This is a genomic window from Yersinia sp. 2466 StPb PI, from assembly GCF_041538325.1.
Classification (GTDB): Bacteria; Pseudomonadota; Gammaproteobacteria; order Enterobacterales; family Enterobacteriaceae; genus Yersinia; species Yersinia enterocolitica_E.
The window spans coordinates 1,139,927-1,155,298 of record NZ_JAULSL010000001.1 but is presented as its reverse complement, the minus strand read 5'-3'; the positions used below and the strand labels follow the sequence as shown (position 1 = coordinate 1,155,298).

Below are 15,372 nucleotides of genomic sequence, written 5' to 3'. Positions count from 1 at the left end.
CGATAAAGCTGGCTAGACGGCCTAAATCCACATTACCTCTCGAAAGAATCACACCAGCCCGTTTGCCGCGCAGATCGAACTGATCACCAAACGCAACGGCTGCCTACAGGCAACCGCTGGGTTCAACCACAATCTTCATTTAGTGGTCGCTAAAAATAGAACTCTTCAATGACTTATCTTGCTGATGCCGTTCTAACGCCAGTTCAATCAGTGTTGTGATCAACTCTGTAGAACCGACTCCCGTGGCGCGCCAGAGTTTGGGGTACATACTGATATTAGTGAAACCAGGTAGTGTATTGATTTCATTTATAATAACGGTATTTTCTGGCGTTAAAAAGACATCTACCCGTGCCAGACCACGGCATTCAAGCGTACGAAACGCGGCTAATGCTACTGCGCGAATATTGTCGCTGGCTGCATTGTCTATCACTGCAGGGATAACCACCTGAGCACCGGTTTCATTAATATACTTGGTATCGTAGGAGTAAAATTCATCACTGACGACCACTTCACCACACAGGCTAGCTCGAGGGTTATCATTACCCAGTACCGCACATTCAATCTCGCGCCCAACAATAGCTGATTCAACTAATACCTTATGGTCAAAATCAAACGCAAGCGTAACAGCCTGCTGGTATTCAGCCGCATTGCGTACTTTACTCACCCCAACCGAGGAGCCTTGATTTGCCGGTTTGATAAATAAAGGTAAGCCAAGTTTTGCCGTTATCTGCTCAAAACTGTAATTATCTTTATTTGTCCGTGTCAGCGTAATAAAAGGGGCAATATTCAACCCGGCATCACGCAGTAACCGCTTGGTGAGATCTTTATCCATGCTGACCGCAGATCCCAGCACGCTGGACCCAACGAAGGGGATATTGGCCATGCGCAGCAAGCCTTGCAAAGAACCATCCTCGCCTAATGTACCGTGTACTATCGGGAAAATAACATCCAGTTGCGCCAATGCTGTGGCATTATCCGCCGCAATCAGTTGCTGGCGCTCTTGACCGGGAATCAACGCTACATTTCTGTTTGAGTGATTCAGGGAGATCAGCGCTGGATTCTCTGCATTTAACAAATAGCTGGATACATCGTTAACATGCCATTTCCCCTGTTTATCAATACCCAGTAGCGTGACATCAAACTTTTCCTTATCAATCGCCTCTACGATGTTTTTAGCCGACTGCAACGACACTTCATGCTCAGCCGATTTACCACCAAAAATCACACCAACCCGCAATTTCGACACACAGTATTCCTTCTTAAAATCTGGCACTTAAAGGTGCAACAACCCAGTGAAATCTCACCTCACACTAATACAATCTTTGTCTGCTTAACTAATGGTTTTTAAGATTTATACAGAATTTTCTCACTCCGCGACAGGGAATAAACATCATCAATATCAGTATGTAATTCTATCGTTGATGAATACCACCCTATTTATTCATATCAAGATAACCACCGCAATGAGTCATAATTATCCTAATCAAAACACCAACTAATTACGTATATAACAGAATTGAATACTGTTATTGGTTTTTTTTTGCATTTTGTCATTTATTTTTAATAAAAAACCATTAAATTCGACAAGGTCGAAAAATGTTAGTTATATGATTAACCTTCACCTCATAAAATTCATTATTAGATAATGAATGGAAACTATATATTATGCGAAATTATATAATGGCTACCCTACTCCTTTCCGCTACCTTTGTTGTTAACGCCCAATCTGTTACCCTTGCAGCGCCACAAATTATTGCCCACCGTGCAGGAACGGCTGATGCGCCAGAAAATACCTTACCGGCTATCGATAAAGCACTGTCTAATGGTGCTGACGCCATATGGATTACATTACAACTATCGAAAGATAATATTCCGGTATTGTATCGCCCTATAGACCTCAAAGAGTTGACAGATAAGTCCGGTACCATCTCAGGTTATACTGCACAACAACTGGCTAAAGTGGATGCGAGCGTTGCCTATGATAATAAACATCATATTCAACCGAAGGCTGGCACACACACAGGTATTCCCACACTTGATGAAGTGCTGAAGAAGTATCCTGACACGACATTCTATCTGGACATTAAATCGCCCGATGCCAACCCAATAACCTTTGCCAAAGCCCTAAAAGAGACGCTTACCGCAACCAGCAAAGGAGAAAAAGATCGCTTCGCACGTACCCGAGTTTACTCTACGGATGATAACTATCTGGAAGCACTGGATAAAGTGAATGAAACCAGTGATATCTCACATAAAATCAATCGATTTGAAAGCCGCAACTTTACTCGGACTCAATTAGCTAATATTACGATGGATCATAAATGTGAATTGCCAGCAGATAATAAAGAGCGTTGGTATGGTTTAGAGTTACATCGCAAAGTACAAGTGGTAGAAAAATACACGTTGGGCGAAGGGCGTTCTGATGCAGTATTAAGTTGGGATAAAGAGGCGATGGATTGTTTTAGAAGGAATACCAACGCACATATTATTTTCTTCGGCATCAATACTCCCGAAGATTATAAAAAAGCGAGGGAATTACAGGCAAATGGAGTTATGGTTGATTCTCCCGCACTTTTTAAAAGTATAGTGAGTAAGTAAGAATAAATAAGTAAAGAACAACCACAATGGTATAGACGTAAATCAGAAAATGAAAAAACAGCATTATCGACGTAGACTAATCAGCCACGAATAGCACTAAAGCGTAAATACCCCCTGGTCAACACTGAGTTGGCTGGGGGGTTATGTCTAAATTTGCTTGTCGTGCATATAACCACGTTTTATACAGAATGCTCGGCATTAAAGCATCGTAATCTATAACACATCTTATAGGATACGGTATTGATCCAATTTTTTCTGGCGAGCGGCTTCCTTAGCCAAGCGCTTCTTACGAGAATCACAAGGCTCAGGGCAATCACATACTTTCTCCATCCCCAAACCCGTTATTCCTCCGCAACTGCCCTGTAAGGTTTTACGTTTTACGATATAACCTAACGACATCCCGCCGATGGCCAATAGAAAAAAGACAAAGGATGCGATAAAAACAGTCAACATATCCTCTCCTATCAAGGCCGTTTTTGCAGATAAGGTTTGAACGCATCAGAATAGCGTTCCTCAAAACCTTCATCGGTTTTTACTATCATAAACACCGGAATACCCAGTAAATTAGCGAGTGCCATCCCTCTTTCTGGCCCAAGGACATCTAACCCAGTCGACAGTCCATCTGCGGTCATACAGCTTGGGTCCAAAACAGTAATTGAGACTAATCGGTGGTTAATTGGTCGGCCAGTATCCGGGTCAATCGTATGTGAGTAACGCACACCATTCTGTTCAAAGTAATTACGATAATCCCCTGAGGTTGCTATTGCCATACGTCCAGGTTCGATAACCTCTTGAGCACTTTGCGCAGAACCTGCGACAGGTTTTTCTATCGCAATGCGCCAAGGTTTATTTTCCCCATTATTGCCACGAGTCCGTACTTCCCCTCCGATATCAACCATATAGTTGGTGATATTTTGCGTTTCCAGATATTCGGCTACAACATCGACCCCATATCCCTTGGCAATAGAGGATAGATCAACATACAACTCAGGGATCCGTTTGAGCAAGGCACCATTTTCTACGGCCAGATTATTAATACCGACCCATGCCCGACGTTTGGCAATTTCAGCCTCAGTAGGAACAACATCTGGCCGCCCTTCAGGACCAAAGCCCCATAAGTTAACCAAAGGTCCGACGGTGACATCCAGCGCACCATCGGTCAGGCGATTAATGCGAATAGCCTCACGCACGACTTTAGCCGTCGCCGCTGAAACCGCGAAAGGTGTATTCACGGCACGACTTTGATTGAAGCGACTCAATTCAGAGTCGGGCCGATATGTCGACATCTGGTCATTAACCTGTTCCAACTCGCGGTCTATTTCCTGCTGTAACTTCTCTGGGCTGGGTGTGGATGAGTCACTCATATACTTAATTGAATATGAAGTTCCCATGGTTTTACCTTCGAGATTCACTTGCTCAGGACCACATCCTGTGAGCAGCAAAATCCCCACCACTGCCATGAACCAATGTGTTATCTGTTTCTGCACAATATCCCCAATTGCAGTAAAAAGCCGTGTAATGGCAAATCAGCCACCAAAATCATCAAGCATAATATTGTCGTCTTCCACACCGAGATCCTTCAGCATCTTGATAACTGCCACATTCATCATCGGAGGGCCACACATATAGAATTCACAATCTTCCGGTGCCGGATGATTTTTAAGGTAATTTTCTAACAACACGTTATGAATGAAGCCGGTATATCCCGTCCAATTATCTTCCGGCTGTGGGTCTGATAATGCAACGTGCCAACGGAAATTATCATTCTCAGCCTGTAACTGGTCAAAATCTTCTTCATAGAACATTTCACGCCGTGAACGCGCACCATACCAAAAACTGATTTTACGCTTCGAATGTAGCCGCTTAAGCTGATCAAAAATATGCGAGCGCATCGGTGCCATACCCGCCCCACCGCCAATAAAGACCATCTCGGCATCGGTATCTTTGGCAAAAAACTCACCAAATGGACCAGAGATAGTCACCTTATCACCGGGTTTTAGTGACCAGATATAAGAGGACATAATGCCCGGCGGTGCATCAGGAACTGACGGTGGTGGCGTGGCAATACGCACGTTAAGCATGATAATGCCACGCTCTTCCGGGTAGTTTGCCATCGAGTAGGCACGCACCGTTGGTTCAACGACCACTGACTCGAACCGGAACAGATTGAATTTATCCCAATCACCGCGATATTCATCAGGCACATCGAAGTCCGCGTATTTAACAGTATGCGGTTCGGCCTCTATTTGGATAAAACCACCGGCACGGAATGGCACCACTTCACCATCTGGAATCTTCAGTTTCAGTTCTTTGATAAATGTGGCTTTATTATCATTAGAGATAACTTCACACTCCCACTTTTTCACCCCAAAGATTTCTTCTGGCAATTCAATTTTCAGATTTTGCTTAACGCTAACCTGGCAAGCTAACCGGCAGCCTTCTTTCGCTTCACGCTTTGAGATATGTGAAAGTTCCGTCGGCAGGATATCCCCGCCACCTTCTTTAATTGTCACGCGGCACTGCCCGCAGGAACCGCCACCACCACAAGCTGAAGAAACGAAAATACCTTGGCTGGAAAGCATGTTGAGCAGCTTATCCCCTGCCGGAGCGGTAAAACTTTTGTCCGCATCATCATTAACATCAACGGTAATATCACCGGTATTCACCAATTTTGATTTGGCAAATAGAATCATCACCGTCAATGCCAGTACGATGAGGGTGAACATCACTACGCCCAGAATTATTTCCATGAATTATTCCTGCCTTTATAAATTCACACCGGAGAAAGACATAAACCCTAAGGCCATCAATCCGGTTGTGATAAAGGTGATCCCTAACCCCTGTAAGCCCGCAGGCACATTGGCATATTTCATTTTTTCGCGAATACCTGCGAGGGCCACAATCGCCAGCATCCAACCGATACCCGAACCAAAGCCATAAACGATGGACTCAGGGAAGTTGTAATCTCGTTGCGCCATAAAGGAGACGCCGCCGAAGATGGCGCAGTTGACGGTGATCAGTGGCAGGAAAATACCCAATGCGTTATAAAGTGCCGGGAAATAGCGATCGAGAATCATCTCCAACACCTGCACTATGGCAGCAATAACACCAATAAAGGTGATGAAGTTGAGGAAACTAAGATCAACCCCTTCAACCAATGCGCCATCACGCAGCACCAGGTTATAAACCAGATTATTCGCAGGTACTGAGATACCCAATACCACCGTTACCGCGATACCAAGGCCAAAGGCAGTCGACACTTTCTTGGAAACAGCGAGGAAAGTACACATCCCCAAAAAGAATGCTAACGCCATATTCTCCACAAACACCGCGCGGACAAACAGACTGATGTAATGTTCCATCGTCAATTACTCCTTCTCAATCTGCGCAGGTTTCAGGGTACGTAGACCCCAAATCAGCAAACCAATGATAAAGAATGCGCTTGGTGCCAACAGGAACAATCCGTTCGGCTGATACCACCCGCCGTTCTGGACGGTTTCAAATACTGTTACTCCAAATAATTTGCCGGAGCCAATCAGTTCGCGAACAAAACCCACCAACACCAGCACTACGCCGTAACCCAAACCATTACCAATACCATCCATAAAGCTTTCAATCGGCGGCGATTTCATCGCATAAGCTTCAGCACGCCCCATCACAATACAGTTAGTAATAATCAGGCCGACAAATACGGATAGCTGTTTGGATATCTCATAGGCATAAGCCCGTAAGATCTGATCGACCACAATCACCAGCGAGGCAATAATCACCATCTGAACAATGATGCGCACGCTGTTTGGAATATGATTGCGAATCAGTGAGATAAAGAAACTGGAGAACGCCGTTACCAAGGTAACGGCCAGCGTCATCACTAATGCGGTTTCCAGCTTGGTGGTCACCGCCAGCGCGGAACAAACGCCAAGGATCTGTAAGGCTATCGGGTTGTTATCAAATAACGGCCCAAATAAAACCCGTTTAATCTCTTTGCTATCAGCCATTTTTTAACGCTCCTTCGCGCACTTTTTTCAGGAACGGGCCAAAGCCGTTTTCACCGAGCCAAAAATCAAAGCTGTTTTGCACCCCATTAGAGGTCAAGGTTGCACCTGACAGACCATCGATCGCATGAGGATCATTAGCCGGTGCGCGCCCTTTAACAATCCGAATAGCCGGTTGGCCTTGCTCGTCAAATAGCCGCTTACCAATCCATTGATTACGCCAAATTGGGTTCTCAACCTCGCCTCCCAACCCTGGGGTCTCACCCTGATCGTAGTAGGTGATACCACGCACCGTTTTGCCGTCAGTGTCGATGGCAACAAAGGCATACATCATTGACCACAGACCGGAGCCATAAACAGGGAGAACTATCTTGTTGATTTGCCCGCTTTCACCACGTACCAGATAAATTTCAACGACATTCGCGCGCCGGCGGATGCCAGCAATATCCTGTGCGGGCGTTAGGGCAATGCTCATTTGGTCACTACGCAGTGCCTGAGCACGATCAAAGGTTGCCGGATCTTGTTGAATAAACGCACCGCTTTGCAAATCCAGCAGCCGTGGTTCAATGCGCAGCGCAAATTCCCGCTGAACGTCTTCTGCCGGCATTCTTGGTTGCAACAAACCCGCCACCGCTAGAATATTGCGCTGTTTGTCTAATAGCCGTTGCTCCTGCTGCTTGGCTTTCAAACCAACAGCCGCACCAGAAACCACCACAGAACACACCAGACAGAGCACAATTACCACCAGCAACGTTTTGCTGATGCTGTCATTATTTCTTGGTTTATCACTCGCCACGCGCTTTCCTCCGCTTGATGTTGGCCTGAACAACCACATAGTCAAACAGCGGTGCAAACAGGTTGGCGAACAGGATCGCCAGCATCATTCCTTCGGGATAAGCTGGATTAGCGACGCGGATTAACACACACATCGCACCAATCAAGCCGCCATACCACCATTTCCCTTTATTGGTAAAGGAAGCCGACACTGGGTCGGTCGCCATAAAGATCATCCCGAAAGCGAAACCACCGAGTACCAGATGCCAATACCACGGCATGGCAAATAACGGATTGGTAGTGGAACCAACCCAGTTAAATAGGTAGGCCGTAGCAATCATGCCAATCATGACCCCAGCCACAATCCGCCACGAGGCGATGCGGCCGAAAAGAATAATGGCACCGCCAATCAGGATCATCAGCGTAGAGACCTCGCCAATAGATCCGGGAATATTACCGAGGAAAGCATCCATCCACGTAATAGGCTGATTAGTAATGGTATTAACCAAACTGTGGCTACCGTTGACACTCCATTGTGACAATGGAGTTGCACCAGAAAAACCATCAGCGGCAGTCCACACCAAATCACCGGATATCTGTGCCGGATAAGCAAAGAATAGGAAAGCACGCCCAGCCAGTGCCGGGTTGAGGAAGTTACGCCCAGTGCCACCAAAAATCTCTTTACCAATAACCACACCGAAAGAGATCCCAAGTGCTGCTTGCCATAATGGCAATGTGGGAGGGACTATCAGGGCAAACAGAATCGAGGTAACAAAGAAACCTTCGTTGATTTCATGCTTGCGGACAATAGAGAATACCACTTCCCAAAAACCACCGACCACAAACACAACGGCATAGATAGGCAGAAAATAAACCGCCCCCAGCACCATTTTGCTTGCCCAGCCAGCATCTGGAGCCAATGACGCCCCTAGCATTTGTGCCAACCAGTAATGCCAGTCACTGGTTATAACCTGTTGCAGTTCCGCGCCACTGTAGAGTTGGTTTAGCGCCGGGATAGCCTGTAGCCCTACGTTATACATGCCCCAGAACATGGCTGGGAATACCGCCAGCCATACCAGAATCATCATCCTTTTCAGGTCGATTGCATCTCGTACATGGGAAGCACCCGGTGTTACTTTGCCCTGCGTATAGAAAATAGTGGCTGCGGCTTCATATAGCGGATAGTACTTCTCTAATTTGCCACCCGCTTCAAAGTGGTGCTCTATTTTCTCAAGAAAATTTTTCAGGCCCATCAGTTATCCTTCCTGCTCAATCTGGGTCAATATGTCGCGCAGTGCCGGACCGTATTCGTACTTACCGGGGCAGACAAATGTACATAAAGCCAAATCTTCTTCATCTAACTCCAGGCACCCTAGCGCTTGCGCGCTGTCGGTATCACCGGATAACAGATCACGCAACAAATGGGTTGCCAGGATATCCAGTGGCATCACCCGCTCATAGTTGCCAATAGGCACCATAGCGCGCTCCCCGCCGTGCATGTCGGTTGAGAAAGCAAACAGTTTGCGTTTGAAGAAATGGCCCAGCGTGGTGCGGGTGATCGAATATTTATCGCGACCTGGCATTACCCAACCAAATAGTTCTTTTTCTCGCCCTTCGCGGATAACCGATACTTGCTGGTGGAAACGGCCCAAATAACCATGAGTTGCGGAGAAAGCCGTGCCGCTGAGGACTGAACCAGAGATAATACGGTTCTCCCCCTCTTTTAACTTAGCCGCGGTTAATTCAGCCAGGCTGGCACCCAAACGGGTACGCACTAATACCGGTTGATTTACCTGTGGACCCGCCAGCGCAACGATGCGGTCAGTACAGAGTTCACCACGGGTAAATAATTTACCGATAGCAATCACATCCTGATAACCCACATGCCACACCATTTTACGCAAGCTCACCGGTTCAAGAAAATGGATGTGGGTACCAACCAGACCCGCAGGATGGGGGCCGGAGAATTCATTATAAGTTATCTGGGCATTAGAATGGTTGGCAACCACCTGCCCCGGGGCATGGCCCACATGCACCTTGCCTTCAGTTAGACGCGTAAGAACAGTTAAACCGTGCTTAAAGGCGTCTGACTCAGTGGCAATAATGACCTGCGGATTGGCTGCCAGCGGTTGGGTATCCATTGCACTGACAAAAATAGCGCGTGGGCGACTACTAGGAACAGGGGTTTTACTAAACGGGCGGGTTCTGAATGCGGTCCATAAACCAGACGCCAGTAATAGGCTTTGCACCTGTTCATTGCTCAGCTGATTAAGGTCCGCTGCATCATAGTGTGGGAAAGGTACTTGCTCATCCCCTTCAATCTCTATCACAACAGATTGTAGCACCCGGCGTTCACCACGATTAATAGCGCTAATTCTGCCACTGGCGAACGCAGTAAAGGTCACCCCTGGATTTTTTTTATCTTCAAAGAGCGCCTGGCCTTTCTTAACCCAATCACCTTCTTGCACCAACATTGAGGGGCGCATGCCCACATACTCTTCACCGAGCAGAGCCACATGACGAATAGCAGGACCATCCTCTATCACCTGCACAGGTGCTCCGGCGATGGGTAGGTCGAGTCCTTTCTTTATTTTAATCATAGGTTTGAGCGACTTTATTAGTTATATCAAATGCTGTACTTAGCCCAGAGCGTACAGCCACATAAAGATAAGATACTTTCATGGTTCAGTTAAACGACGGTTTAATACCCAGTCAATTAGATAAACATAAACGCTAATTGAAAGCATCGCGGTAATGAGTACTGATACCCACATTGAATGATTTCAGGGTAAAATGGCTGTTATAACGATTACATGTGCAAGCCATCAGCAGTGGACGATTTTAGCATTTTCATTCCGCACTGTCTGACAAATGCAGTGACCTGGGTCAAGCAAACACGAATATTTTACGGCTAATTTATCTATCCACTCGGTAAAACCGTATCGTTAATTCATGTTTACCGACTTTGTGGTTATTTTATACAAAACATATATTGCTAAAATTTTTCCGACTGATAATCTGCGCCTATAAATCGAAAAATGCAGTGGCATAATTTACATAATATAAGTAGGAATAATAAATGGGCAAAATCGCACGGTTGTTTGCGATGCTTACGTTTGTGGTGATAATTGGTTTGCCTGCGGTATCCTTCACCAGCTCAGCCAGTGAGCCTGTGGCAGTATCCAAAGAGCTAAAACAACAATTACTCGGGTCATCGGTCTATATTCAGATTTTCAAAGAAGAACGTACCCTGGAATTATACGCCAGGCTACAAGGTGAATATCGTTTAGTGCAAAGCTATCGCATCTGTGAATTTTCAGGTGGCCTTGGCCCAAAACGCCGTGAAGGGGATTTTAAAAGCCCGGAAGGTTTTTACAGTATTGATATGCGCCATTTAAAACCTGACAGTAAGTTTTATCGGGCAATCAATATTGGCTTCCCAAATGATTATGATAAGTCGCAGGGTTATTCAGGGAAATATCTGATGATCCACGGCGCTTGCAAATCAATCGGCTGTTATGCAATGACCGATGCCTATATGGACGAGATATTTAACTACGTGCAAACGGCATTTATCTTTGGTCAGGAAAAAGTGGATATCAGTATCTATCCATTCCGTATGACTGAACAAAATATGCAACGCCACCGTAACTCGTCGGATTACAGCTTCTGGCGGCAATTGCAGCCGGGATATGCCTATTTTACCAAAAACCGGATGCCCCCATCCGTTGCAGTGATCAACGGGCAGTATGTACTCAGCCGCCCGCCAGTCTCCAATGCACCGGTATCGCAATATGCGCTCACCAAATCAAATTCGCTCACCAAAACAGAATAATGCAAATTCACCTGGTGCAATTTTGTGCCAGGTTTCATTACCTGTCAGGGGTTGAGTCGCAATCACCGTGACCACATCTTTGGGTGTGGTCTGGCGTTGAAAATCTATCTCAACATCTTGATCCAGTAAGGTCGCTTTACCAAAAGGTGCCCGGCGCGTAATCCAATACAGATTGGTCGAACAGAACGCCATCACAAAACGCCCATCCGAGAGCAACATATTAAAGACCCCTTTGGCCCGCAACTGCTCACATAGGGTAGCGATATAGCGGAATACCGCTGGCCAGTTACTGGGAGTACGAGGGTAGCGCTTTGCCAATTGATTAAGTAGCCAGCAGAAAGCATATTCGCTGTCAGTCTGACCGATAGGCCGGAAAGTACCGGTCTCTAATTGACGATAACCTTTAAGTTGGCCGTTATGGGCATAAGTCCAGTTTCGTCCCCACATTTCGCGGGTAAAAGGGTGGGTATTCTCTAACGCCACTTCACCGCGATTTGCCTGACGGATATGAGAAACCACCGCACAGGATTTTATCGGGTAGTCTTGTACCAAACGGGCTATGGGTGAATTAAAACTGGGTTGGGGATCTTTAAACGTGCGGCAACCATTACCTTCATAAAAGGTAATACCCCAGCCATCTTTATGTGGGCCAGTCCCCCCGCCCCTTTGCACTAGGCCGGTAAAGCTAAAGCAAATATCCGTGGGAACATTTGCGCTCATCCCGAGCAATTCGCACATAACCAACCTCCCGCGTATATCTTAGCTCTTGGTGTTGCAGCGTTGTAGCTGCTCTCGCTCACCGTCTAGGTGATCAACGAGATTGATAATACCGTTGATCACCACGACATATCAGGCTTTAACCATCTCTTTTTCAATCAATTGAATCAAGATATGAATCACTTTGATATGAATTTCCTGAATGCGATCGGCATAACCAAAATGGGGAACCCGAATTTCGATATCTGCCGTACCCGCCATTTTGCCACCGTCTTTACCCGTCAGGGTGATCACCTTCATCCCTTTGGCACGAGCAGCATCAATCGCCTTAATGACATTAGCTGAATTACCGGAAGTGGAAATACCGAGTAATACATCCCCTGTGCGGCCGACGGCTTCAACATAACGAGAGAAGATATAGTCATAACCAAAATCATTACTAACACAAGAGATATGGCTAACATCTGAAATAGCAATCGCCGGATAACCTGGACGATTCTCGCGGTAGCGGCCGGTCAACTCTTCGGCAAAATGCATGGCATCACAATGGGAACCGCCATTACCGCATGACAAGACTTTACCGCCAGCCTTAAAAGAATCAGCCAATAATACGGCTGCGCTCGCAATAGCATTGATATTGCTATCATCTTTCAAAAAGTTTGCCAGTGTGTCTGCTGCTTCATTCAATTCACTGCGGATTAAATCCTGGTACATGGGAGCCTCTTTATAGTTCTATGGCATCGATATTCATCAGCCGTCAGTGTACCGGATAGCATAAACAGCGAGAAGCACTGTAATGAATAAGACATAAGAGTTTTAACTATTAATGCGGGCAGTTTGTGAGATGAGTTGTAAATAACATGTAATGGTATTGATAAAAATAATGAGATGGACTACAACAAATGTATCTCTCAACAGGTCAGACCTCCTACATCTCAGGAGCTTCACTATGATGGTTCTTAGCATTGTTGCCTTACTGGTTCTTATTGGTGTGCTGTTCTATCACCAGGTGAACCTCTATCTCAGTAGTTTGATTCTTGTCGTTTACACCGCCGCGATGGGAGCGTTGCAGTTATGGTCATTCTGGGCATTATTGCCTCTGGTGATTGTTTTGCTACCCCTGACGCTGACCCCACTGCGCCAGTCACTGTTTTCTGCACCAGCATTGCGCATGTTCCGTAAAGTCATGCCTGCGATGTCACGCACCGAAAAAGAAGCGATTGATGCAGGTACCACTTGGTGGGAAGGTGATTTATTCCAGGGCCAGCCTGACTGGAAGAAACTGCATAACTACCCAAAACCGCAGTTAACTGCCGAAGAACAAGCTTTTATTGATGGGCCGGTAGAAGAAGCCTGTCGTATGGCTAATGACTTCCAAATTACCCACGAACTGGCTGACTTGCCGCCAGAACTGTGGGCGTATCTGAAAGAACACCGCTTCTTTGCGATGATCATTAAGAAAGAGTACGGCGGCCTTGATTTCTCAGCTTATGCTCAGGCACGTGTACTGCAAAAACTGTCTGGCGTGTCTGGCATTTTGGCCATCACTGTTGGTGTACCTAACTCTCTCGGCCCCGGCGAATTGCTGCAACACTACGGCACTGAAGAGCAAAAAAATCATTATTTGCCTGGTTTGGCTCGTGGCGACGAGATCCCTTGTTTCGCCCTAACCAGCCCAGAAGCGGGTTCTGATGCCGGCGCAATCCCAGATACCGGCACCGTCTGTATGGGCGAATGGCAAGGTAAGCAGGTACTGGGCATGCGCCTGACCTGGAATAAACGCTATATCACCCTCGCCCCGATCGCCACAGTGCTCGGGCTGGCGTTCAAACTGTCTGACCCTGAACATCTGTTGGGCGATACCGTTGATTTAGGCATCACCTGTGCGCTGATCCCAACCAACACCCCTGGGGTGGAAATTGGTCGTCGTCACTTCCCACTGAATGTGCCATTCCAAAATGGCCCGACCCGTGGCAACGATATCTTTGTGCCGATTGATTACATCATCGGCGGGCCAAAAATGGCTGGGCAGGGCTGGCGCATGCTGGTGGAATGCCTGTCTGTTGGCCGCGGGATTACCTTGCCGTCCAATGCCACTGGTAGCTTAAAAAGTGTGGCGATGGGGATCGGTGCTTACGCCTATATTCGTCGTCAGTTCAAAATCTCAATCGGTAAAATGGAAGGGATTGAAGAGCCGTTGGCGCGAATCGCCGGTAATGCTTATGTGATGGACGCGGCGGCAACCTTAATTACCAGCGGTATTATGCTAGGTGAGAAACCGGCGGTGTTATCCGCTATCGTTAAATATCACTGTACCCACCGTGGTCAACGCGCTGTGATGGATGCCATGGATATTGCCGGCGGTAAAGGGATCTGCCTTGGTCCGGCCAACTTCGTAGCCCGTGGCTACCAAGGTGCCCCTATCGGTATCACCGTTGAAGGCGCTAACATTCTGACCCGTAGCATGATTATCTTCGGCCAGGGGGCAATCCGTTGCCATCCGTTTGTTCTGGATGAAATGGCAGCAGCACAATCTAATGATGTTGCCGCCTTCGATAAAGCGCTGTTCGGTCATTTGGGCCATGTGGGTAGCAGCAAAATCCGTAGTTTCTGGTTGGGGCTGACCAATGGCCGCACCAGTGCCACACCAACCAAAGACAGCACTCGCCGTTATTACCAGCATCTGAACCGCCTGAGCGCCAATTTAGCTTTACTGTCTGATGTCTCAATGGGGGTGTTGGGTGGCAGCCTGAAACGTCGTGAACGTATCTCTGCCCGTCTGGGGGATATTCTCAGCCAAATGTATCTGGCATCAGCAACGTTGAAACGCTATGAAGACGAAGGCCGCCAAAAAGAAGATCTGCCGCTGGTTCATTGGGGTGTGCAGGATGCCCTGCATCAGGCAGAGCAGGCTCTGGATGATTTACTGCGTAACTTCCCAAATGGCGTTATTGCCGGGTTAATGCGGTTGGTGGTCTTCCCGTTTGGTCGCGTACATCAGGCACCGTCAGACCAGTTGGACCATCAACTGGCGCAGTTACTGCAAGTACCGTCAGCAACCCGCAGCCGTATTGGTCGTGGTCAGTATCTGACACCGAGCGAGTTTAATCCAGTAGGTTTGCTGGAAGCCGCTTTGCAAGATGTGATTGCAGCAGAGCCAATTCATAAGCGCCTGAGTAAAGAAGCGGGTAAAAGCCTGCCATTTACTCGCCTGGATGTGCTGGCAAAAAATGCGCTGGCTGAAGGGAAAATCAATGTTGAAGAGGCCGCTATTTTGACTAAAGCAGAAGAGAGTCGCCTGCGCTCAATTAATGTCGATGAGTTTGCAGCCGATGCCTTGGCAGCCAAGCCCGCACTAAAGCAGCCAACCAAACAACGGCAAACTGAAGCAGCGTAATAAATAAATCTTATTGATGTTAGTGTCTACTCAAGCCTCCGATTCAGGAGGCTTTT

General features: G+C 47.0%; 14 protein-coding genes. 3 read left to right on the top strand and 11 right to left on the bottom strand.

Annotated elements, in window-relative coordinates:
- Nucleotides 1–139 precede the first annotated feature (139 nt).
- Nucleotides 140–1,246: a D-alanine--D-alanine ligase gene (gene ddlA / locus Q2T72_RS05130; RefSeq protein ID WP_372568749.1), complete on the bottom strand. Its 1,107-nt coding sequence runs from the start codon at nucleotides 1,244–1,246 to the stop codon at nucleotides 140–142.
- A gap of 419 nt (nucleotides 1,247–1,665) precedes the next feature.
- Between ddlA and Q2T72_RS05125 the strand changes: the two genes are divergently transcribed.
- Nucleotides 1,666–2,598: a glycerophosphodiester phosphodiesterase family protein gene (locus tag Q2T72_RS05125; protein WP_372568748.1), complete on the top strand. Its 933-nt coding sequence runs from the start codon at nucleotides 1,666–1,668 to the stop codon at nucleotides 2,596–2,598.
- A gap of 225 nt (nucleotides 2,599–2,823) precedes the next feature.
- Here the strand turns inward: Q2T72_RS05125 and nqrM are convergent, their stop codons facing one another.
- From nqrM to Q2T72_RS05085, 8 genes are read right to left on the bottom strand one after another with little or no spacing between them, the layout of a single operon-like run.
- Nucleotides 2,824–3,051, bottom strand: coding sequence for a (Na+)-NQR maturation NqrM (nqrM, locus tag Q2T72_RS05120; RefSeq protein ID WP_083160133.1), 228 nt, complete (start codon nucleotides 3,049–3,051; stop codon nucleotides 2,824–2,826).
- 11 nt (nucleotides 3,052–3,062) lie between these two features.
- Nucleotides 3,063–4,085: an FAD:protein FMN transferase gene (locus Q2T72_RS05115; protein ID WP_083160136.1), complete on the bottom strand. Its 1,023-nt coding sequence runs from the start codon at nucleotides 4,083–4,085 to the stop codon at nucleotides 3,063–3,065.
- A 39-nt stretch (nucleotides 4,086–4,124) separates the two neighbouring features.
- Complete coding sequence (gene nqrF, locus Q2T72_RS05110; RefSeq protein WP_372568747.1) at nucleotides 4,125–5,348, bottom strand: NADH:ubiquinone reductase (Na(+)-transporting) subunit F; 1,224 nt, start codon at nucleotides 5,346–5,348, stop codon at nucleotides 4,125–4,127.
- A gap of 15 nt (nucleotides 5,349–5,363) precedes the next feature.
- Nucleotides 5,364–5,960: an NADH:ubiquinone reductase (Na(+)-transporting) subunit E gene (gene nqrE, locus Q2T72_RS05105; RefSeq protein ID WP_004392325.1), complete on the bottom strand. Its 597-nt coding sequence runs from the start codon at nucleotides 5,958–5,960 to the stop codon at nucleotides 5,364–5,366.
- Between the two features lie 6 nt (nucleotides 5,961–5,966).
- Entirely contained in the window at nucleotides 5,967–6,596 is a 630-nt protein-coding gene (locus tag Q2T72_RS05100; protein ID WP_083160140.1) for an NADH:ubiquinone reductase (Na(+)-transporting) subunit D, read from the bottom strand.
- Nucleotides 6,589–7,389, bottom strand: coding sequence for a Na(+)-translocating NADH-quinone reductase subunit C (locus tag Q2T72_RS05095; protein ID WP_083160142.1), 801 nt, complete (start codon nucleotides 7,387–7,389; stop codon nucleotides 6,589–6,591). The genes Q2T72_RS05100 and Q2T72_RS05095 overlap by 8 nt, the downstream gene beginning before the upstream one ends.
- Nucleotides 7,379–8,620 (bottom strand): NADH:ubiquinone reductase (Na(+)-transporting) subunit B, encoded by a 1,242-nt coding sequence (locus Q2T72_RS05090; protein WP_372568746.1) that lies wholly within the window; start codon nucleotides 8,618–8,620, stop codon nucleotides 7,379–7,381. The genes Q2T72_RS05095 and Q2T72_RS05090 overlap by 11 nt, the downstream gene beginning before the upstream one ends.
- A 3-nt stretch (nucleotides 8,621–8,623) precedes the next feature.
- Entirely contained in the window at nucleotides 8,624–9,967 is a 1,344-nt protein-coding gene (locus Q2T72_RS05085; protein WP_372568745.1) for a Na(+)-translocating NADH-quinone reductase subunit A, read from the bottom strand.
- Between the two features lie 479 nt (nucleotides 9,968–10,446).
- Between Q2T72_RS05085 and dpaA the strand changes: the two genes are divergently transcribed.
- Nucleotides 10,447–11,202 carry a peptidoglycan meso-diaminopimelic acid protein amidase gene (gene dpaA / locus Q2T72_RS05080; protein WP_083160149.1) on the top strand — a complete coding sequence of 252 codons (756 nt, stop codon included), beginning with the start codon at nucleotides 10,447–10,449 and terminating at the stop codon, nucleotides 11,200–11,202.
- Here dpaA and Q2T72_RS05075 read toward each other — a convergent pair.
- Together Q2T72_RS05075 and lpcA are read right to left on the bottom strand one after the other, a co-directional pair.
- Nucleotides 11,176–11,940, bottom strand: a complete 765-nt coding sequence (locus Q2T72_RS05075) for a class II glutamine amidotransferase (RefSeq protein ID WP_102970460.1) — start codon at nucleotides 11,938–11,940, stop codon at nucleotides 11,176–11,178. The genes dpaA and Q2T72_RS05075 overlap by 27 nt on opposite strands.
- 111 nt (nucleotides 11,941–12,051) lie before the next feature.
- Nucleotides 12,052–12,633: a D-sedoheptulose 7-phosphate isomerase gene (lpcA, locus tag Q2T72_RS05070; protein ID WP_372568744.1), complete on the bottom strand. Its 582-nt coding sequence runs from the start codon at nucleotides 12,631–12,633 to the stop codon at nucleotides 12,052–12,054.
- A gap of 235 nt (nucleotides 12,634–12,868) precedes the next feature.
- Between lpcA and fadE the strand changes: the two genes are divergently transcribed.
- A complete protein-coding gene (gene fadE, locus Q2T72_RS05065) occupies nucleotides 12,869–15,316 on the top strand; it encodes an acyl-CoA dehydrogenase FadE (protein ID WP_083160153.1) in 2,448 nt (815 codons plus the stop codon).
- Nucleotides 15,317–15,372: the final 56 nt, after the last annotated feature.